At 65.6% G+C, this 19,507-nt stretch carries 22 protein-coding genes; 9 read left to right on the top strand and 13 right to left on the bottom strand.

The window, feature by feature from the left end:
- Window positions 1-177 precede the first annotated feature (177 nt).
- Window positions 178-603: a CBS domain-containing protein gene (locus AC3EC3_RS09290; protein ID WP_488489346.1), complete on the top strand. Its 426-nt coding sequence runs from the start codon at window positions 178-180 to the stop codon at window positions 601-603.
- Between the two features lie 61 nt (window positions 604-664).
- Window positions 665-997, top strand: coding sequence for a HesB/IscA family protein (locus tag AC3EC3_RS09285; RefSeq protein WP_488489345.1), 333 nt, complete (start codon window positions 665-667; stop codon window positions 995-997).
- 69 nt (window positions 998-1,066) lie between these two features.
- Here AC3EC3_RS09285 and AC3EC3_RS09280 read toward each other — a convergent pair whose 3' ends face one another.
- The gene (locus AC3EC3_RS09280) at window positions 1,067-3,049 is read right to left on the bottom strand and encodes a glycoside hydrolase family 84 protein (protein WP_488489344.1); all 1,983 of its coding nucleotides are present in this window, start codon (window positions 3,047-3,049) and stop codon (window positions 1,067-1,069) included.
- 140 nt (window positions 3,050-3,189) lie between these two features.
- On the opposite strand from AC3EC3_RS09280, the gene xth reads away from it, so the two are divergent.
- Entirely contained in the window at window positions 3,190-3,963 is a 774-nt protein-coding gene (xth, locus tag AC3EC3_RS09275) for an exodeoxyribonuclease III (RefSeq protein WP_488489343.1), read from the top strand.
- Window positions 3,964-4,047: 84 nt separating this feature from the next.
- Here xth and AC3EC3_RS09270 read toward each other — a convergent pair whose 3' ends face one another.
- The 10 genes from AC3EC3_RS09270 to AC3EC3_RS09225 all read right to left on the bottom strand — a co-directional run bounded on the left by AC3EC3_RS09270 (window position 4,048) and on the right by AC3EC3_RS09225 (window position 10,637).
- Window positions 4,048-4,722 (bottom strand): cell wall hydrolase, encoded by a 675-nt coding sequence (locus tag AC3EC3_RS09270; RefSeq protein WP_488489342.1) that lies wholly within the window; start codon window positions 4,720-4,722, stop codon window positions 4,048-4,050.
- A 204-nt stretch (window positions 4,723-4,926) separates the two neighbouring features.
- Entirely contained in the window at window positions 4,927-5,256 is a 330-nt protein-coding gene (locus tag AC3EC3_RS09265; RefSeq protein ID WP_488489341.1) for a DUF1491 family protein, read from the bottom strand.
- Between the two features lie 10 nt (window positions 5,257-5,266).
- Entirely contained in the window at window positions 5,267-5,794 is a 528-nt protein-coding gene (locus AC3EC3_RS09260; protein WP_488489340.1) for a PaaI family thioesterase, read from the bottom strand.
- The gene (locus AC3EC3_RS09255) at window positions 5,784-6,245 is read right to left on the bottom strand and encodes a PTS sugar transporter subunit IIA (protein ID WP_488489339.1); all 462 of its coding nucleotides are present in this window, start codon (window positions 6,243-6,245) and stop codon (window positions 5,784-5,786) included. Before AC3EC3_RS09255 ends, AC3EC3_RS09260 begins: the two co-directional genes overlap by 11 nt.
- Window positions 6,246-6,379: 134 nt before the next feature.
- A complete protein-coding gene (gene hpf / locus AC3EC3_RS09250; protein ID WP_488489338.1) occupies window positions 6,380-6,952 on the bottom strand; it encodes a ribosome hibernation-promoting factor, HPF/YfiA family in 573 nt (190 codons plus the stop codon).
- A gap of 24 nt (window positions 6,953-6,976) precedes the next feature.
- Window positions 6,977-7,663: a DNA polymerase III subunit epsilon gene (dnaQ, locus tag AC3EC3_RS09245; RefSeq protein ID WP_488489337.1), complete on the bottom strand. Its 687-nt coding sequence runs from the start codon at window positions 7,661-7,663 to the stop codon at window positions 6,977-6,979.
- A gap of 50 nt (window positions 7,664-7,713) precedes the next feature.
- Window positions 7,714-8,316, bottom strand: coding sequence for a dephospho-CoA kinase (coaE, locus tag AC3EC3_RS09240; protein WP_488489336.1), 603 nt, complete (start codon window positions 8,314-8,316; stop codon window positions 7,714-7,716).
- Between the two features lie 10 nt (window positions 8,317-8,326).
- Entirely contained in the window at window positions 8,327-9,196 is an 870-nt protein-coding gene (locus AC3EC3_RS09235) for a shikimate dehydrogenase family protein (protein ID WP_488489335.1), read from the bottom strand.
- Window positions 9,193-9,777 (bottom strand): Maf family protein, encoded by a 585-nt coding sequence (locus AC3EC3_RS09230; protein ID WP_488489832.1) that lies wholly within the window; start codon window positions 9,775-9,777, stop codon window positions 9,193-9,195. Before AC3EC3_RS09230 ends, AC3EC3_RS09235 begins: the two co-directional genes overlap by 4 nt.
- Before the next feature lie 14 nt (window positions 9,778-9,791).
- The gene (locus AC3EC3_RS09225; RefSeq protein WP_488489334.1) at window positions 9,792-10,637 is read right to left on the bottom strand and encodes a pyruvate, water dikinase regulatory protein; all 846 of its coding nucleotides are present in this window, start codon (window positions 10,635-10,637) and stop codon (window positions 9,792-9,794) included.
- Between the two features lie 340 nt (window positions 10,638-10,977).
- Here AC3EC3_RS09225 and hemE point away from each other — a divergent pair, with 340 nt between their 5' ends.
- The 4 genes from hemE to AC3EC3_RS09205 all read left to right on the top strand — a co-directional run bounded on the left by hemE (window position 10,978) and on the right by AC3EC3_RS09205 (window position 14,921).
- A complete protein-coding gene (hemE, locus tag AC3EC3_RS09220; protein ID WP_488489333.1) occupies window positions 10,978-12,000 on the top strand; it encodes a uroporphyrinogen decarboxylase in 1,023 nt (340 codons plus the stop codon).
- 109 nt (window positions 12,001-12,109) lie between these two features.
- Window positions 12,110-12,550 carry a CopD family protein gene (locus AC3EC3_RS09215; protein ID WP_488489332.1) on the top strand — a complete coding sequence of 147 codons (441 nt, stop codon included), beginning with the start codon at window positions 12,110-12,112 and terminating at the stop codon, window positions 12,548-12,550.
- A gap of 344 nt (window positions 12,551-12,894) precedes the next feature.
- A complete protein-coding gene (gene rho, locus AC3EC3_RS09210) occupies window positions 12,895-14,151 on the top strand; it encodes a transcription termination factor Rho (RefSeq protein WP_260926072.1) in 1,257 nt (418 codons plus the stop codon).
- 41 nt (window positions 14,152-14,192) lie between these two features.
- Window positions 14,193-14,921 (top strand): TerC family protein, encoded by a 729-nt coding sequence (locus AC3EC3_RS09205; RefSeq protein WP_488489331.1) that lies wholly within the window; start codon window positions 14,193-14,195, stop codon window positions 14,919-14,921.
- 113 nt (window positions 14,922-15,034) lie between these two features.
- Here AC3EC3_RS09205 and AC3EC3_RS09200 read toward each other — a convergent pair whose 3' ends face one another.
- Both AC3EC3_RS09200 and AC3EC3_RS09195 read right to left on the bottom strand, forming a co-directional pair.
- On the bottom strand, window positions 15,035-16,006 hold the full coding sequence (locus AC3EC3_RS09200; protein ID WP_488489330.1) for a quinone oxidoreductase family protein: 972 nt from the start codon (window positions 16,004-16,006) through the stop codon (window positions 15,035-15,037).
- Between the two features lie 19 nt (window positions 16,007-16,025).
- Window positions 16,026-17,609 carry an FMN-binding glutamate synthase family protein gene (locus tag AC3EC3_RS09195; protein ID WP_488489329.1) on the bottom strand — a complete coding sequence of 528 codons (1,584 nt, stop codon included), beginning with the start codon at window positions 17,607-17,609 and terminating at the stop codon, window positions 16,026-16,028.
- A 238-nt stretch (window positions 17,610-17,847) separates the two neighbouring features.
- Here AC3EC3_RS09195 and AC3EC3_RS09190 point away from each other — a divergent pair, with 238 nt between their 5' ends.
- Together AC3EC3_RS09190 and mnmE are read left to right on the top strand one after the other, a co-directional pair.
- Window positions 17,848-18,129: a DUF6489 family protein gene (locus AC3EC3_RS09190; protein WP_488489328.1), complete on the top strand. Its 282-nt coding sequence runs from the start codon at window positions 17,848-17,850 to the stop codon at window positions 18,127-18,129.
- A gap of 31 nt (window positions 18,130-18,160) precedes the next feature.
- Window positions 18,161-19,441, top strand: a complete 1,281-nt coding sequence (gene mnmE / locus AC3EC3_RS09185) for a tRNA uridine-5-carboxymethylaminomethyl(34) synthesis GTPase MnmE (protein ID WP_488489327.1) — start codon at window positions 18,161-18,163, stop codon at window positions 19,439-19,441.
- Window positions 19,442-19,507: the final 66 nt, after the last annotated feature.

Raw genomic sequence — 19,507 nt, 5'->3', positions numbered from 1 at the left:
AGCGATCGCGCAAGTCCCCCGTGCCGACAGAGAGGAGGCAAAGGCAGGCTAGAGAGGGGCTAGAAGAGGCTAGAGGGGGGCTAGAGCCGGATAAACCCCGCGTGACGGCGGCTTTGCGCTTTGATACCCTCCCCCCAACGAGCAAAGCCTCCAACACACAAAAGAGGGAGAGTCGAAATGACGATCGGACGTCTGATCGAAGGACGCGGCGATGTCGTGCGCTGCGATGTATCCACCCCTGTCAGCGAAGCCGCCGGGCTTCTGGCCGAGCGGCGCATCGGCGCCTTGCCGGTGATGGACGGCGACGAGCTTGTCGGCATCTTCTCCGAACGCGACGTGATCTATCGCCTGCGCGAATTCGGCCCTTCGATGCTGGCAATGCGCGTGGGCGATGTGATGACCGCGCCACCCGTCACTGCCGAGCCCGATACCCCGGTGATGAGCGCGCTGGCGCTGATGACGCGGCGGCGCATCCGCCATCTGCCGGTGGTGGAGGGCGGAACCATGGTCGCCTTCGTGTCGATCGGCGATCTGGTGAAGTACCGCATCGAGAAAGTGGAATCCGAAGCCGAGGCGATGCGCTCCTATATCCAGACCTCCTGATTATCCGCGCGCGCCCTTCCTCCACCTTGTCGCAGAAGGGCGGCGCGCCTACATTCGGATCATGGATACCACCGCTCTCACGCTCAGCCCCTCTGCCGCCGCGCGGGTTGCCGCCATCGCCGCGAAGCAGGGCAAGCCCGCGATCCTGCGCCTTGCCGTCGAAGGGGGCGGCTGCTCGGGCTTCCAGTACCGCTTCGGGCTGGCGGACGCCGCCGATGCCGACGATTCGGTGACGCAAACCGATGGCGTCTCGCTGGTGGTCGATCAGGTCAGCCTCGATCTGGTGAGCGGCTGCGTGGTCGATTACGTCGAATCGCTGGGCGGCGCGGCATTCCGGGTCGAGAATCCGAATGCCTCTGCCGGGTGCGGCTGCGGATCGAGCTTCGCGATCTGATCGCCAGCAGAATAGCGCTGAATACGAGAAGGGCCGGAAGTTCGTCTTCCGGCCCTTTTCGTTTGTGCCTCAGGGCTTTGTCGCTGGTGCCGGGCCTTGCCAGACCAGCCCCGGCGCATCGGCCACAAAGGTATCGAGCACCCCATCGGCGACCTTGATCGGCCCGCCGATACGCGTCGCGCCGGGGATCGACTGGATCGCGGCGGCCTTGTCCGCCAGCGCCTTCGCCTCTGCAAAGTCACGCGGCGCGGCCTCGCTGTCCTCCAACGCGGCATTCAGGCCATCGACCGTCAGGCGCAGCGAACGGCCCCAGAGCGCCGTCGCATCGAGCCAGGGCGCAGCTTCCGCCACGAACCCGCGCCCGGTCTCGCCGGGAACGCCGGCACGGATGCGATCGGGTGCCGCCGCAAGGGCATCGGCGGCCTTGCCGAGACGGGCGAGCGCCGCGCGCGCCGCAGCCACGTCACCGCTCGCCAGCGCATCGCGCACCGCATCGACCTTCGCAGCGAGCACCGGCGCCTGCGGCTGCCAGGGCTGGTGCCCGAAGGTCGGTGCGAGGTGCTGGGTGTCGAAGAAGGTCAGCAGCGCCTGCGTGGTCGCAGCATCGCCGCTCGCCATGTCGCGTGCGGCGGCGCGCCAGGTGCGCTGCGCATCGTAGGCACTGTCGTTCCAGGCGAAAGCCAGCAGCCCCGCGACGGCGGGACGGCTCGACACTTCCTGATTCATCGGGTTGGCGACAACGCCTTCCAGTTCGCTGGAGAGCCCCGCCTGTCGGCGATCGTAGGGCGCCATCAGCAGACGGCCGGCGGATTCGCCATAGTCGTTCACCGGATAGTTGTCCCAGAGCAGCGTCTTGCGCCCGAAGGCCTTGGTCGCGGCCTTGGCATCGGACACCGAGATCGAGGAGGGCACCACGTCGGTCCCCGTCCACTGCACCACCACGCGCGGATCGAGCGCTTCGCCCAGCGCCGTCTTGTAGGGCGAGACAGTGGCGTTGTAGTATTCGGTCGGCACCATGATCAGCGCGCCGTGGCGGCCGGTATGCGTATCATCTGCGGTGATGTCCGCCTGCACCGCGTTCAGCAGGCTGGCCTGCGCCTTGCCCGCAGCCGCTTCGCCCGGCGCACCGAACTTCGCCTCGTCGCCCTTGCAGTTCCACTTGGTGTATTCGATATCGTCGAAGGCGACGTAGAAGCTGCGCACGCCGCGTGCCCGCAGCGCGCCGAACTTGGTGCGGATCGCGGCGAGGTCCGCCGGATCGCTGTAACACACCGAAGGGCCGGGCGAGATCGCGTAGACGAAGTTCACATGCTCGCGGTTGGCAACGTCGACCACCTTGGAAAGCGCATCGAGCGTTTCGGCGGGGTAGGGATCGCGCCAGTGATCGCGGGCGTAAGTGTCGTCCTTCGGGCTGTAGATATAAGTATTGGCCTTGAACCGGGCGAGGAAGGCGATGTGCGCCTCGCGCTGCGCCATGGTCCACGGCTTGCCATAGAAGCCCTCGATGGTGCCGCGCACCGGCATGGCGGGGTAGTCCGCAATGGTCAGCGAGGCGATGCTGTCTTTCGCCACCAGCTGCCGCAAGCTCTGCGCCGCGTGATAGAGGCCGTCTGTATCCTTGCCCGCCAGCACGATCAGCGCGCCGCTCTCATCGGCCTTGCTGGCGAGGGCATAGGCTTCGGCGTGGTCGGGCACGCTGGCGCCGGTCCGGGCAAGCGCATGGGCGACCAGCGGCGTGTCCGCCGTGCCGAGCACGACCTGCACGCCCCGTACGCTCTTGCCCATGCCGGCGGCGATGCGGACATGCGCCACGCCCGCCTGCGTCAGCACCTGCCGCACGAGATCGAGGCTGGAGGCATCGGTGCCCTTGGGCGCGACGATCGTCACGCTGTCACCCAACGCGATGTCCGGCCCGGTCAGGCGCAGCGATTGCGGGGTGGGGAACAGGCCCGGTGCGGTCGCCGGTGCAGCAAGCGCTGGGACTGCGATCAGCAGCGCCGCAGCGCCGGTTGCCAGCAGACTCTTCGTTCGAAACGATCCCGACTTTCGCATAATGCCACTCGCCCCCGTCATTGGTATTTGATTGATCCGATATTGGTATCTGTGGCGACGGGATATGTCGAGACGAAAGCGTGCAGGGGACAGGGCCGCGCTCTTGACGACAGGGGGGCTCACTCCCGACAAGGCGCATCATGAAGATTGCCACATTCAACATCAACGGGATCAAGGCCCGTCTGCCCCGCCTGCTCGAATGGCTGGAGGAAACCCGCCCTTCCGTCGCCTGCCTGCAGGAGATCAAGACGCAGGACGAGGGCTTCCCGATCGAGGAGTTCGAGAAGCTCGGCTACAAGGCGCTGTGGCACGGCCAGAAGGGCTTCAACGGCGTCGCGATCCTGGCCGACGGCGAACAGCCGGTCGAAGTGCGGCGCGGGCTGGAGGGTGACCCCGAGGATCTGCATTCGCGCTATCTGGAGGCGGACGTGTTCGGGGTTCGCGTCGCGTGCATCTACCTGCCCAACGGCAATCCGGTGCCGGGGCCGAAGTTCGACTACAAGCTGCGCTGGATGGAGCGGCTGCGCGCGCGCATGGCCGAGATCGCGGCCGAAGAAGTGCCCGCGATCGTCACCGGCGACTACAACGTGATCCCGACCGATGCCGATGTGTGGGCACCCGCCGCGATGGCCTCGGACGCGCTGATGCAGCCGGAATCGCGCGATGCCTATTACCGCCTGCTCGGCGATGGCTGGACCGATGCGGTGGCCACCCATGCGCCGCAGGGCGGGGTGTGGACGTTCTGGGACTATCAGGCCGGGGCCTGGCAGCGCGATCACGGCTTCCGCATCGATCACGCCCTGCTGTCACCCGAACTGGCCGACCGGCTGGTCGCCTGCGGCGTCGACAAGGAATACCGCGGGCGAGAGAAGTCCAGCGATCACACGCCGGTCTGGGTGGAACTGCGGGATTGAAAGAAACACGAAAGGGCGCGGATCGGCTTTGAAACCGTCCGCGCCCTTTTTATCGCGCCCGCTTCTATTTCAGCGCCAGTTATCTCAGCGATAGAAGATGTGGTTGTCGACCTGGGCCAGCTTCGTCAGGCCCCAGCGCGGCGAAACGCTGGTCGCGTGGAAGAACAGCGCGCCCTTGGCGGCGCTCTTCCAGGTGCCCTGATCGGCGATGCGCGCGATGGCGACAGCGCGGCTCCAGGTGTCCGACGACGTGTCGATATGCGGCAGGCTGTGGTGGCGCACGAACGAGAACTGCGAGGGCTGGAGCACCACGCCGCAGTAACTTGTCGGGAACCGACCCGAGCTGGTGCGGTTTACGATAACACGGGCCACGGCCAGCTGACCTTCCAGCGTCTCGCCGCGCGCCTCGAAATAGACGGCGCCTGCCAGGCACTTCATGTTGCGGTCGATCTTGCCCGCATTGTCGGCAACGTCGGACACCAGTTCGGAGAGCGAGGAAGCGCTCTGGTCCGAAGCATCGGTAGAAACAGGGTCGGCCCCGATGTCTGCATCGTCGTCTGCGGCGTCAGGCCCGGCACTCGCTTCGGCATTGGGAAGCGGCTGGACGACAGGCTGCGACACGAAGGCCACGGGATTCTGTTCGGTCTGCCCGGGTGCCACCACCGAGGCTACCGCGCCCGATCCCAGGGCGCTCAGGAGGGTCACAAGGACCATCGCGGAACGGGCACATGCGCCCGCCCAAACCAGTTTGCTCTTCATCGAGCCTTGTTCAAGAGCGGTGAACCGGTCAGACACAGGCCCTGGAACGGATGCTCCCCCCGCGGAAAGCATATGACCCGTTCGGCCTGCCGACGATCCCCCGTCTGCGTGCTAACTCACCGGGCCGATCTGCCCCGAAAGCCGCATTCGCTTCAACGAGAGCGCGCCGTTGCCAGCCCGCGAAAGCCAAGTCAACCCACCGGGTCAGCCTTCCACGAGGAGTCGTTCGCCCCCTGCGACATCCAGTTCGACGATCCACAGGTCGCGATCCTGCGCCTTTCGCCGGTCGAGGTACTCGGTAAATTCGAATGGGTTCTCAGCGTCCTGCACCCGCGAACAGTCCCATCCACGGGTGCCATCGAGGCGCGGCATCCGTTCGTAGAGACGGGCCGGACCGCCACGTTCCTGTATCGTCACGAGAATTGTTCCGGCGTCCGCCTCACCCTTGGCGAGCACCATCGCGAATCCCCCGGCGGCCTGCGTGCGGCGAATCAGTGCAGCGACTTCGAGATGGGCGGGCAGACGCTGGTCCATGGCGGATGCGTTACCCTTCGTCGGGTACGGAGGCGGGAACGGACGCGGGCGAGCCGTATCCGGCCAGCCCCGAAAGCGCCATGCGCGAACGCATGAACGTGCCGGTGCCGCGCCCGATCTCCTCACCGCTTGCATCGACCAGCCGCGATTCCGCCACCAGCACACGGCGGCGCCCACTGATCCAGCGGCCATGCGCCGTCACCCGCCCCTCACGCACCGGAGCGGAGAAGTGCAGGTTGAACGAAGTGGTCAGCAGGAAACGGTCGGTGACGAGGGTATTGGCGGCATAGAACGCCGCATCGTCGAGCATCTTGAAATAGATGGTGCCGTGCGCGGCGCCTGCGGCATGGAACACCTCGGGGCCGACCTCGAACGAGATCGTCGCCTCGCCTTCTTCGTGGATCGCCAGCGAAGAGCGGAACAGGCGGTTGATCGGGGCCGAGTGATAGAGCGCTTCCAGCGCCCGCCAATGTGTCTGCGCCCCGCTGGATGCCCCCTTGCTGGACAAAGGGCTCGCGATACTGTCGTCAGGCTGCATCGCGCTCGATGACGTTGCTCAGCAGGCTGTAGACAGCTTCCGCGCTGGGCGCCGCCATCAGGGTTTCGTGCATGCGCTCGTCACGCATCATGCGCGAGATCGCCGCGAGGGCGTGGAGGTGGACGGCGCCAGCGCCATCGGGCGAGAGCAGGCCGAACACCAGATCGACCGGCTGGCCGTCCGCCGCCTCGAAATCGACGGCAGCTTCCAGACGGACGAACCCGGCAACCGGACGCTGGAGGCCGGGAATGCGGGCGTGGGGAATGGCGATTCGGCGGCCGAAGCCGGTGCTGCCCAGCGCCTCGCGCTCGAACAGGTGGGCCAGCACGGTCTCGCGGTCGAGATCGTAGACCTGCGCGAAAAGATCGGCGAGGCGCCCCAGAATGATCGGCTTGCTGTCCGCGCTTACCGTGGTCACGGCTTCGGGCAGCAGGGTGAAAAGATGGTTCATTGTATAAGTACTGATCTGGTCCGTGACCGCCCCCGTGGTCAAATGCAGATGAGCCCCGGCTGAACCGGGGCTCCTGCGTTGTCCGCCGTTGAAGTATCAACCCTGGAGGCAGGGCCGATGGCGCACGCTCAGCGTCAGTGCGGCTCCACCCAGCCGATCGAACCGTCGCCGCGGCGGTAAACCATATTATGGCGTCCCGTTCCAGCGTTTTTGAAGAACAGCGCATTGGTGTGCCGCAGGTCGAGCATCATCACCGCGTCCGAAACGGTGGCTTCGGGGATATCCACGCGGGTTTCGGCGATCACCACCGGCGCTTCCTGCTCCGGCTCGTCGTCGTTCTCGTGGTGCTGCTGTTCCTCGAAGATGATGTAGGCGGCTTCCTCCACTGCGGCGGCGTGTTGAGCCTGCTCGCTGCGGTCCTTGAGGCGGCGCTTGTAGCGGCGCAGCTGCTTGTCGATCTTTTCCGCCGCCTGATCGAGCGCGGGGTGCGCGTCCTGCGCGGAACCGGTGGCCTTGAGCACCAGGTTCTGCATCACGTGCATGATGATGTCGCATCGAAATGCGCCGGCCGGCGCACGCCCGAAGGTGACGTGCGACGAGAGGGCCCGGTTGAAATACTTCGCGATAATCGCATCGAGACGTTCGCTTGCGTAGACCTGCAGGGCCTCGCCAGTTTCGACCTGATGACCGGAAACGCGGATATCCATGGGCAATTGCTCCTCTTCTTGGCGTTATCCCTCACCCCAGAGCGGGGCATCGACTGTCTTCAGAAACGCCGCATGGGTGGCGAGTTCCTCGGCAGTGGCCGCGTGGGGACGCGGCTGGCGGAAGGGACGGTCCTTTCGGACGAGGACCTTGGTTTCCGCCACGATTTCGTGTGCCTCGGCCACAAGGCCAAGGCCGATCTGGCGCCCGCCGCGCAGCTCGACATAGACCTGCGCGAGCAGTTCGGCGTCGAGCAGCGCGCCGTGCTTGGTGCGGTGGCTGCGATCGATGCCGTAGCGCGTACACAGCGCATCGAGCGACAGCTTGGCGCCGGGATGGCGCTGCTTGGCCAGCGCCACGGTATCGACCATACGGTCGCGCGAGACCGCCTCGAGACCGCAGAGCGCCAGCTCGGCATTGATGAAGTTGAAATCGAACCCGGCGTTGTGCGCGACCATCGGCGCATCGCCGATGAAATCGAGGAAATCCTGCGCGCAGGCCGAAAACAGCGGCTTGTCGGCCAGGAAGGCATCGGACAGGCCGTGCACCGCCTCGGCCTCTGCCGGCATGCCGCGTTCGGGGTTGAAATAGGCGTGATAGGTGGCGCCCGAGGGCACCCGGTTGATCATCTCGATACAGCCGATCTCGACCATCCGGTCCCCGCTCTTGGGGTCGAATCCAGTCGTCTCGGTGTCAAAGATAATCTCTCGCATTCCTCTTCATATCTGCCTCATGACGCTTTCGTGCAAGGGCCGGACGGGGATTAATAATCTCCGCTTATCCTCTTCACGATGGCATCCACCTGATCGCGGGTCTGCTCAAGCGTGGTGCCGGTATCGATCACATGGTCGGCGCGCGCGCGCTTTTCCGCGTCGGGCACCTGAAGTGCCAGAATCGCCTCGAATTTCGCCTCGCTCATGCCGGGGCGAGCCAGCACGCGGGCGCGCTGCATCTGGGCGGGGGCAGAGACCACCGCGACCGCATCGAGCGTCTTTTCGTAGCCCTTTTCATAGAGCAGCGGGATATCCATCACCACCAGCGGCGCTTCGGCATGATCGCGCAGGAAGGCCGCGCGCAAGGTCGCCACGGCGGGATGGACGATCCCCTCCAGCCGCGCCATCGCCTGCGGATCGCCGAACACCGCCGTGCCCATCTTCGCGCGGTCGAGCCCATCGGGTCCGGTGGTGCCGGGAAACGCCGCCTCGATGGCGGGCAGCAGCGCGCCGCCCGGTCCTTGCAGGACATGCACGGCTGCATCGGCATCGAACACCGGCACGCCAAGCTCGCGCAGCATCCTCGCCACGGTCGACTTGCCCATGCCGATCGAGCCGGTCAGGCCCAAAATCACGGGGCGCTTTTGCGGCACGCCCGCCTCCTTACGACAGGATCAGGCGGCGCAGGTCGGCGTCGTGCTCGCGCGGCGGGCGAGCGCCGAAGAAGCGCGCGAAGGCCTCGTCCGCCTGCCCGATCAGCATCGAGAGGCCGTCGATCGTCTCGAACCCGGCCGCCCGCGCGGCCTTCAGGAACTGGGTGTCGAGCGGGCTGGTGACGATGTCGTAGACGACGCTGTTCGGCGGCGCGTGGCTGAAGTCGAACGGCAGCGGCGGCTGGCCGGTCATGCCCAGCGCGCTGGCGTTCACCACCAGATCGAACAATTGCTCGCGGTCGTCGAAGGCGAAATCGGTGGGCGTGGCGAAATGTTCGGTGGCGATGGCGTGGTGGTCGTCACCCAGCGCGACCTCGGCGAGCAGTTCCTGCGCGCGCTCGGCCTCGCGCCCCGCCAGCACCACGACGAAGCCCTCCGCCGTCAGTCCCGCAACGATCGCCCGTGCGGCGCCGCCGGTGCCGATCACCCGCGCCATGCGGAACAGGTGCGTCTCGGCCAGCCGGGGCCGCAGCGGCTCCAGAAACCCCGAAGCGTCGGTGTTGTAGCCGGTCAGCGAGCCGTCGGCCTCGCGCACCACGGTGTTCACCGCGCCGATACGCTCGGCCAGCGGATCGAGCCGGTCCATCATCGGCAGCACCAGCTGCTTGTGCGGCATCGTTACATTGCACCCGCGCCACAGCGGATCGGCCCGGCGGCGCGCGATATAGTCGCCCAGATCGTCGACATGGACGAGGCAGTGGTCGTAGCGCCCTTCGAGGCCAAGCTTGCCCAGCCAGAAATTGTGGATCGCGGGCGATTTCGACTGCGCGATCGGATCGCCGATCACTTCTGCATAAGGAATGGTGGCGGTATCGGTCACGCGTCGAGATCTCCCAGCTGGCGCAACGCCGCCTGCACTTTAAGCAGCGGCATGCCCAGGATCGTGAAATAGTCGCCTTCGATGCGCTCGAACAGCTGCACGCCGCGCGCCTCGATGCGGAAACAGCCGACGCACCCGGAAATGGCGGGCCATTCGGCATCGAGATAGCTCTCGATGAACGCCTCGCTCAGCGGCGCGACATGCAGGTCGGCGCGCGCGGGCGCTTCCCACACCACATTGCCGTCGCGCACCAGCGCCGCCGCGCTGTGCAGGCGCATGACCTTGCCGGAGAAGAAGCGCAGATGCTCGGCGGCGCCTTCGCGGCTGCCCGGCTTGTCGAAACGGCGGCCTTCGCATTCGACCAGACTGTCGCTGCCGAGCACGAGGCGGCCCTCAGCTTGCGCGCTGATCGCCTGCGCCTTGGCGCGGGCGAGGGCGAGGGCGATCTCTTCGGGCGGCGCATCGCCGAGGCCGGCCTCCAGCGCGCGTTCGTCGATATGCGCAGGGATCGGCTCGTGCGCGATACCGGCGGCTTCGAGCATGGCGCGGCGCGAGGCGCTTTGCGAGGCAAGGATCAGCATAGTCATTGCCTCCCTCAAATCGGTTTCGGGCCGGTCTGGCCCTGCGCACCCGCCGCGCGGCGCTCGTTATAGAGGTTGATGATCGCCGCCGCCGTCTCCTCGATGGAGCGGCGCGAGACGTCGATCACCGGCCAGGAATTGTCCGCGAACATGCGCCGCGCGTACTTCAGTTCCTGCTCGACCATCTCGACCTGCACATAGTCGGTATCGGGCGACTGGCTGAGCGAGAGCAGGCGGTTGCGACGGATCTGGATCAGCCGCTCCGACGCGGTGGTCAGCCCGACGACGAGCGGGCGTTTCAGCCCGAACAGCGAAGGCGGCGGCGGACTTTCCACCACGATGGGAATGTTCGCGACCTTGTACCCGCGATTGGCAAGATAGATCGAGGTCGGCGTCTTGGACGTGCGCGAAACGCCCGCGAGCACGATGTCGCACTCCTCCCAGTCTTCCCACGCGATGCCGTCGTCATGGGCGATGGTGAACTGGATTGCATCGACGCGCGCGAAATAGGCCTCGTCCAGCTGGTGCTGGCGACCGGGGCGACCCTTGGCTTCCTGCCCGAGCAGGGCCTCCAGCGCATCGGTCACGCCATCGAGCACGGCGATGGCGGGCAGGCCCAGCGCCTGACAGCGCGCCTCCAGCCGCCCGCGCGTCTCCTCGTTGACCAGCGTGAAGAACACGAGGCCGGGGTTCGCGGCGATCTCGCCCATGATCCGATCGAGGTGCTGCTGCGAGCGCACCATCGGCCAGAAATGGCGCAGGACATCGCTGTCATCGAACTGCGCCAGCGCCGCCTTGGCGATCATTTCCAGCGTCTCGCCAGTGGAGTCCGAAAGCAGATGCAGGTGAAAACGCGCCATGTGTCAGGGAGTACCGGGTGCTGTGGGAAGGGCTGTGGATAGAGGGCGGCATAAACCACGGGATAGAACCGGTGACAACTCGCAACCACGATTCCATCCCCGTACCCACCGATTCCCCCGACGGCTTTTGGACAGGCCCAGGACTCTCCCCACAGGCTGGGGATAAGACTCATAACTTTGCTTTGACTCTGACTCCATGGAGAGTCGCAAAACGGAGTCAGCCTGTTCATTCCGGGACAAATCGGGCAAGGACCGGCAATCCCCGATTTCCACAGGCCCAACAACTCCTGAATCCTTAATTCAAGAATCTCTTATTTTTTTTGATCGGACCCGAAACGCGATGCCCGGACCTCTCCTGAACGCCCTGCGCGGCGAAAATATCCGCCGCCGCCCGGTGTGGCTCATGCGTCAGGCAGGGCGCTATCTGCCCGAATATCGCGCGCTTCGGGCCGAGAAGGGCGGCTTCCTGGCGCTGGTCTATGATTCAGCCGCCGCCGCCGAAATCACCCTGCAGCCGATCCGCCGTTTCGGCTTTGACGGCGCGATCCTGTTTTCCGACATCCTGATCGTGCCTTATGCGATGGGGCAGGGGCTGGAATTCCTCGCCGGTGAAGGCCCCAAGCTCTCGCCCAAGCTGGTCGATCACGCGCTGTCCTCGCTGACCGCCGTGCCCGAGAGACTCTCTCCGATCTATGACACCGTGAAGCGCGTCGTCGCCAACCTTCCGGGTGGGGTGACGATGCTGGGCTTTGCGGGAAGTCCCTGGACGGTCGCGACGTATATGGTCGCAGGCGAAGGGAGTCGGGATCAGGCAGAAACGCGGGCGATGGCCTGGCGCGATCCGCAGGCGTTCCAGGCGATCATCGATGCCATCACCGAGGTAACGATCGAGTATCTCTCCGGCCAGATCGCCGCAGGCGCCGAAGCGGTGCAACTGTTCGACAGCTGGGCCGGGACTCTCGCGCCGTCCGAATTCGAGCGCTGGGTCATCGCCCCCAACGCGCGGATCGCCGCCGAGATTCACCGCCGCCATCCCGGCGTGCCAGTAATCGGCTTCCCCAAGGGTGCGGGCGAGAAACTCCTCGCCTATGCCCGCGAGACCGGAGTCGATGCCGTAGGGATCGACGAGACGATAGACCCGGTGTGGGCCGCACGCGAACTGCCCCAAGGCCTTCCCGTGCAGGGCAATCTCGATCCGCTGGTGCTGCTGGCGGGCGGCGCGTCGCTGGAGCTGGAAGCCCGCCGCGTGCTCGATGCCTTCGCCGATCGTCCCCACGTGTTCAATCTGGGCCATGGCATCGGCCAGTTCACCCCGATCGAGCACGTTCAGCGGTTGCTCGATGTGGTGCGCAGCGTGGATTGAATGCGCCTTGACCCGAGCGGCAACGTTCAGGAAAGGTCAGGGTTACAGGACGTAAGGGGCCCGAAAAGGGCTGGACCAGAGAGGCGCGGCCGCGCCCAAGGGATGTTTCATGGAGTTTCTGCAGTCGATCTACCCGTGGCTGAAGGCGGGTCACATCATCTTCGTGATCTTCTGGATGGCGGGCCTGTTCATGCTGCCGCGCTATTTCGTCTACCATCAGGAGGCCGAGCCCGGTTCGCCCGAGGAAGCGCGTTGGATCGATCGCGAGGCCAAGCTGCGCACGATCATCCTGACGCCTTCGCTGATCGCGGTCTGGGTGTTCGGGGTGCTGCTGGCAACCGCGATGGGATTCTGGATGGCGCCGTGGCTCCACGCCAAGCTCCTGCTGGTGCTGCTGCTCTCGGGCTATCATGGCTGGCTGGTCGGCTATGCGAAGAAGCTGGCGCGCGGCGAGCGTCCGCTGTCGGGCAAGGCGCTGCGCATGCTGAACGAAGTGCCGAGCATCGCGGCGGTGCTGATCGTCGTGCTGGTGGTCGTCAAACCTTTCTGAACAAGCGACTTTGCCGAGATAAGGGCCGAGAAAAGGCGCGCGGGGGGAGCTGGCCTTCCGCGCGCCTTTTCGTATCTGGAACTCTGTGACCCTGTTCGGGCTGCGTGGTCAGGCAGACTCACCCTGTCCCGGTCCGGCCTCCGTCCGAAGATCATCCGTTGACCAAAGGCACCGGCACGCCTATCTGGAGCATGTCCGGCAATGGGTTCCACGGGAACCCGGAACGCCACCCGGATCCGCTTTCCCCAAGCCTTTCGATCCTTCGCGTTTTACGAAAATCCGCTTTTCAAAAATTGTCGGCCGAAACCTCTTCCATCCCGGAATAAAAACAAGACACACGAACAATGCATCTCAAAGAACTCAAGAAGAAGTCGTCGGCCGAACTGGTCGAAATGGCCGAAGACATGGGCGTCGAAAGCGCCTCGACGCTGCGCCGTCAGGATCTGATTTTCGCGATCCTCAAGGAAGTGGCCGAGGACGGCGAGGAAATCATCGGGCAGGGCACGATCGAAGTGCTGACCGATGGCTTCGGCTTCCTGCGCAACCCGGAAGCGAACTATCTCGCCGGTCCCGATGACATCTATGTCTCACCCAACCAGGTCCGCAAATGGGGCCTGCGCACCGGCGATACCGTGGAAGGCGAGATCCGCGCCCCCAAGGAGGGCGAGCGCTACTTTGCCATCACCAAGCTGCAGAGCGTCAACTTCGATGATCCCGATGCGGTGCGCCACCGTGTCAACTTCGACAACCTGACGCCGCTCTATCCCGATCAGCGCCTCAAGCTCGACAACCTCGACCCCACGGTCAAGGACAAGTCGAGCCGCGTGATCGATCTCATCTCGCCGCAAGGCAAGGGCCAGCGCGCGTTGATCGTCGCGCCGCCGCGCACCGGTAAAACGGTTCTGCTCCAGAACATCGCCAAGGCGATCACCGACAATCACCCCGAGGTGTTCCTGCTCGTCCTGCTGGTCGACGAACGCCCCGAGGAAGTCACCGACATGCAGCGCAGCGTGAAGGGCGAGGTCATTTCCTCGACCTTCGACGAGCCTGCGCAGCGTCACGTCCAGGTCGCCGAAATGGTGATCGAGAAGGCCAAGCGCCTTGTCGAGCACAAGCGCGACGTGGTGATCCTGCTCGACTCGATCACCCGTCTGGGCCGCGCCTACAACACTGTCGTCCCCTCGTCGGGCAAGGTGCTGACCGGCGGTGTCGACGCCAACGCCCTGCAGCGCCCCAAGCGCTTCTTCGGTGCGGCGCGCAACATTGAGGAGGGCGGTTCGCTCTCGATCATCGCCACGGCCCTGATCGACACCGGCAGCCGCATGGACGAGGTCATTTTCGAAGAGTTCAAGGGCACCGGTAACTCGGAAATCGTCCTTGACCGCAAGGTGGCGGACAAGCGCATCTTCCCGGCGCTCGACGTCGGCAAGTCGGGCACCCGCAAGGAAGAGTTGCTCGTCCCGAAGGACCAGCTCACCAAGATGTGGGTGCTGCGCCGCATTCTCATGCAGATGGGCACCGTCGATGCGATGGAGTTCCTGCTCGACAAGATGAAGGACTCCAAGACCAACGAGGACTTCTTCTCGACGATGAACCAGTAAGGGTTCGTCGCCGGAACCAGAAAAAGGGGGCGATCCCGGACATGAGCATCCTGACGTTACTGGCAGCAACAGCTTCCGCCTCGGCCCCCGCGATGGGTGGCCCGGCGGAGATCTGGCAGCATATCGTCAGCGATTTCTCGAACCTTGGATCGCCCGCCGCGCTGTCTGCCTTCGTGCAGGTGCTGATGATCGACGTGGTGCTGGCGGGCGACAATGCGATCGTCGTCGGTGCCCTTGCGGCGGGCCTTCCTGCCGACCAGCGCCGCAAGGTCATCACCATCGGGGTGCTCGCCGCGCTGGTGATGCGCATCGGCTTTGCCCTGATCGTCACCTGGTTGCTCGGTATCGTTGGGCTGGTCTTCGCAGGGGGCCTGCTGCTGCTGTGGGTTGCCTGGAAGATGTATCGCGAAACCCGTGCGCAGGGCTCGGCAGGCTCTCCCGAAGTGGAGGGCGACGAGCATTCCGGCCTTCCCGCATCCAGGAGTTTCGGCGCCGCAGTGTTCTCCGTGGCGCTTGCCGACGTGTCGATGTCGATCGACAACGTGCTGGCGGTGGCGGGTGCCGCGCGGGATCATCCCGGCATCCTGATCGTCGGCCTGATCGTGGCGGTGGCGCTGATGGGTGTGGCGGCGAACCTGATCGCCAAGTATATCGACCGTTACCGCTGGATCGCCTGGGTGGGCCTTGCCGTGATCGTCTATGTCGCCGCCAAGATGATCTACGAAGGCTTTGTGGATCCCCAGCTGGGTATCATCACCCTGCTCTCGTAATTGGCCTGTACGGCGCCTTGGAGCGCTTCCATCGACTAGTGAAACCCCAGCGTCGGAAGACGTAACGGGGGTGCAGGGGGGCTATGCTCCCCTGCGTAATCATTTCCAATCCTTCACGGAACCAGCACGGTAGACCCCGTCGTTTCGCGGTTCTCCAGCGCCCGGTGCGCTTCGGCGGCCTCGGCCAGCGCGAAAGTGCGCCCGATCTTCGGGACAAGCACGCCGCTGGCGATCCGGTCGAACAACTTGGTCGACGCGATCCGCAGCGCCTCGGGCGTCGCCACGTAGTCCGCCAAGGTAGGCCGCGTGAGATAGAGCGAGCCGCCGCGCATCAGGTCGAGCGGGGTGATTTCACCCACCGCGCCGGAGGCATTGCCGAAACTTGCCATCAGCCCGCGCGGGCGCAGGCAGGCGAGCGAGGCGTTCCACGATGTCTTGCCGACGCCATCGTAGACGACATGGCACATCGCCCCGCCGGTGATGGCGCGCACGGCGTCCGGCAGCGCATCAAAGGAGCCGTGGAGCGAGTGCTCGGTCGGCACGCTTGCGGCCTTCTCGGCGCTGCCGCAGTGGGCGATCACCGTTGCGCCCTTGTTGGTCAGCCAGGGCACCAGCAGCGAGCCGACACCGCCTGCCGCCGCGTGGACGAGCGCCACGGTGCCCGCCGTGACCGGGTAGGTATCCTCGGCCAGGTAGCAGGTCGTCAGGCCCTTGAGCAGCACCGCTGCGGCAATCTCGGGTGAGATCGCATCGGGGATCGGGATCGCGCGCGTGGCCTCGATCACCCGGTGCGTGGCATAGGCGCCGTTGCTGCCGACGCAGCAGCCCACGCGCTCACCGATCGCGAAACCGGCAAGGCCTTCTCCCAGCGCGACGATCCGCCCGACGCTTTCGGTGCCGAACTGCACCGGCAGCGGACCCGGATAGAGGCCCTTGCGAAAGTACGTCTCGATGAAGTTCAGCCCCACCGCCTCGGTTGCGATGACGATCTGGCCGGGACCGGGCGAGGGGACGGCGAAGTCCTCGCGCTCGATCACCTCGGGGCCGCCGTGCCGGTGGGCTATCATGCGGTAGGGCTGGGTCATTCGAACTACTCCGTATAGGTCAGGTCACGCGGCGGAAGGTGTCCGCGCGCGAGACCTTCCAGGCGTGGGCGTATTGCGTGGCGAGGGGATCGGCCAGCAGTTCGCCGGGTTGCAGGAACTCGTAGACTTCGTCGAGCGGCCCGGCCTTGGCGCTGTCGATCCGCTGATACATGTCGTGCGGGCTCAGCTCCCACGGGCTGCGATAGCCCATGGCGACGACGATCTCGCGCAGGGCCTTCAGCGTCTCGTGGTGGAAGCGGGCGACGCGCTCGGCCTTGTCGTCCACCACCAGCCCGCGCTGGCGCCATTCGCTCTGCGTGGCGACGCCGGTCGGGCAATTGCCGGTGTGGCACTTCATCGACTGGACGCAGCCCAGCGAGAACATGAAGGCGCGCGCGGCGTTGCACCAGTCCGCGCCCATGGCGAAGGCCCGTGCCATTCCCGCGCCGGAATGGATCTTGCCCGAGGCACCCAGGCGGATGTGCGGCTTCAGATTGGCACCCACCAGGGCATTGCGCATCAGCGTCAGTCCTTCGCGCAGCGGCATGCCGACATTGTCGGTCAGTTCCTGCGGCGCGGCACCGGTGCCGCCCTCGGCCCCGTCGACGACGATGAAATCGGGCGTGATCCGGGTTTCGACTATGGCCTTCACGATCGCCATGATCTCATGCGGCTGGCCGACGCAGAGCTTGAACCCGGTCGGCTTGCCGCCGGACAGCTCGCGCAGCTGCTCCACCCATTCAAGCAGGCCGATGGGCGTCGAGAAGGTCGAGTGACCAGCGGGGGAGAGGCAATCCTCGCCCACTTCCACCTTGCGCGCCTCGGCGATCTCGGGCGTCACCTTGGGGCCGGGAAGGACACCGCCGTGGCCGGGCTTGGCGCCCTGGCTCAGCTTGATCTCGATCATCTTGACCTGGTGGTCGGCGGCCTGCTCGGCGAAGAGTTCGGGATTGAACGAGCCGTCCTTGTGACGGCAGCCGAAGTAGCCGCTGCCCAGTTCCCATATGAGGTCGCCACCGTGTTTGCGGTGATAGCGGCTGATCGAGCCTTCACCGGTGTCATGCGCGAACCCGCCGAGCGCGGCACCCTTGTTCAGGGCCTCGATGGCATTGCCCGACAACGAGCCGAAGCTCATCGCGGAAATGTTTAGCAGCGCACTGTCATAGGGTTTGGCGCGGGTCGAGCCGATGCGCGTGTGCCACGAAGGCGGGGCCTTCTCGTTCGGTGCGATGGAATGCCCAAGCCATTCGTATTCATCGGAATAGACATCCAGCTCGGTGCCCATCGGGTGCGAGTCAATCGTGCCCTTGGCGCGGGCATAGACAAGGCCGCGTTCCTCGATGGTGTAAGGGCGTCCTTCGCGCTCGCCCTCGACGATATAGGCGCGCAGGAACGGACGCAGATCCTCGAACAGCCAGCGCACGCGGGCGATCAGCGGGTAGTTGCGGCGCAGCGCATGGCGGTCCTGCGCGAAGTCCCAAACGGCGATCAGCAGCAGCGGGACGCTCAGGATCAGCGACCAGTGCAGCAGGGGAACGAGGGCGAAAAGCGCGGTCAGCAGCAGCAGCAGGGCCGGAACGGTGTAGCGGGGCAGGGGGGCCATGGTCTGTCAGACCTCCGCACGCGGGCAGGGCGCGGTGGGCGCCTGCGATGAATATGTCATGGTCGTCTCCCGTTTTTGGTTCTGGTCGGGGTTTCGGGTCAGGCTAGGACGATGCGATGGCTTTGCCCACTGTTTCCGGCACTTGGCACTTGCAAAAGCGCGGCGATGGACTTTGCGACGCGCATGTGTCAGCACATGAGGGTCGATAAGGTTCCGGGGCCATCGGGGAGAGACGACGATGAAGATGAATGTCGAAGTCGAATGCACGCCGGAAGAAGCACGGCGCTTTCTCGGCCTGCCCGATGTGACCCGCGCGAACGAGGTCTATGTCGAAGCGCTGACGAACGCGATGAAGGGTGTGGGCAGCTTCGAGCAGATGCAGGAGCTGTCCAAGCAGGTCGCGCCGATGGGGCAGTTCGGCCTCAAGCTGTTCCAGCAGTTTCTCGAAAGCGGGGCCGCCATGGCGATGGGTGGCGCAGGAATGGGCGCTTCCGGCAGCAAGCCGCGCAAGGACGATTGACGCGAGCGCCTGCCCGCGCTTTGCACAAGCCATGACCGATACGATCTTCGCGCTGTCGAGTGGTTCGCCACCCGCAGCGATCGCCGTTATGCGCGTGAGCGGACCGCAGGCCGGCACTGCTCTTGCCGCACTGTGCGGTGGGCGCTTGCCGCGCCCTCGCCATGCGAGCTTCCGGCCCTTGCGGGATCATACCGGGGCGCTGCTCGATCACGCGCTGGTGCTGTGGTTTCCGGGGCCTGCGACGGCGACGGGCGAGGACCTTGCCGAACTGCATCTCCATGGTGGCCGCGCCGTGGTCCGCGCTGTCGAGGCGGCGCTGGCGGCGCTGCCCGGTCTGCGTCCGGCGGAGGCCGGGGAGTTTACCCGGCGATCTTTCGCCAATGGCCGGATGGACCTTGCCGAAGCCGAAGGGCTGGCCGATCTGCTGTCGGCAGAGACGGAACTCCAGCGCCAGAGCGCGGTCGCGCTGGCGGGCGGCGCGCTGTCTCGCGAGGTCGAAAGGTGGCGCGGCGAAGTGCTGACGCTCTCGGCACTGGTCGAGGCGGCGCTCGATTTCGCGGACGAGGATGATGTGGAGGGGCTGCCGCCTGCCTTCGCGGAGCGCCTCGCGATGTTTCACGTGGAACTTTCCGACTGGCTTATCCGCCCCCGCGCCGAGGTGCTCAAGGAGGGCTTCCGCGTCGTGCTGGCGGGACCACCCAATGCGGGCAAGTCCACGCTGTTCAATGCGCTGGTCGAGGATGAGGCGGCGATCACCTCTCCCTTGGCGGGCACGACGCGCGACGTCCTGACGCGCGCGGTCGCCATTGGCGGCGTCGCCTTCGTGTTCGGCGATACCGCAGGCCTGCGCGACGAGACCGGTGATGCGATCGAGGCCATCGGTATCGATCGCGCCCGTGCGGAACTCGGTCGGGCCGATCTGGTGCTCTGGCTCGGACCCGAAGGCGAAGGGCCGGAGGGCGGTTGGGAGATCGCTGCGCAAATCGATCGCGAAGGAGCCTCGGAGAAATTCGCGCCCCGCCATCGGCTGTCCGCCGCGACGGGGGAAGGGCTGGACGCCCTGCGCCGCGATCTGGTCGAACAGGCTCGCGGCACCTTGCCGAAGCCCGGCGCTGTGGCGCTCAATGCGCGGCAGGCCAGGGCGATCGGGGAGGCGGTCGATGGTCTTGCCATTGCACTGTCGGCGCATGACCCGCTGGTGGTCGCCGAAGGGCTGCGACTGGCGCGTCTGGCGTTCGATGCGCTTACCGGGCGCGCGGCGACGGAAGACATGCTCGACGCGCTGTTCGGACGCTTTTGCATCGGCAAGTGATGTTCCACGTGGAACATTTGCGCGGGTAAAATCGTGTTTGCACTTTGACCGGAGTCGTGGACTGGC

It is taken from the genome of Novosphingobium sp. BAM6, from assembly GCF_057784955.1.
The sequence above is the reverse complement of the archived record's forward strand: the minus strand, read 5'-3'. Positions and strand labels throughout refer to the sequence as shown.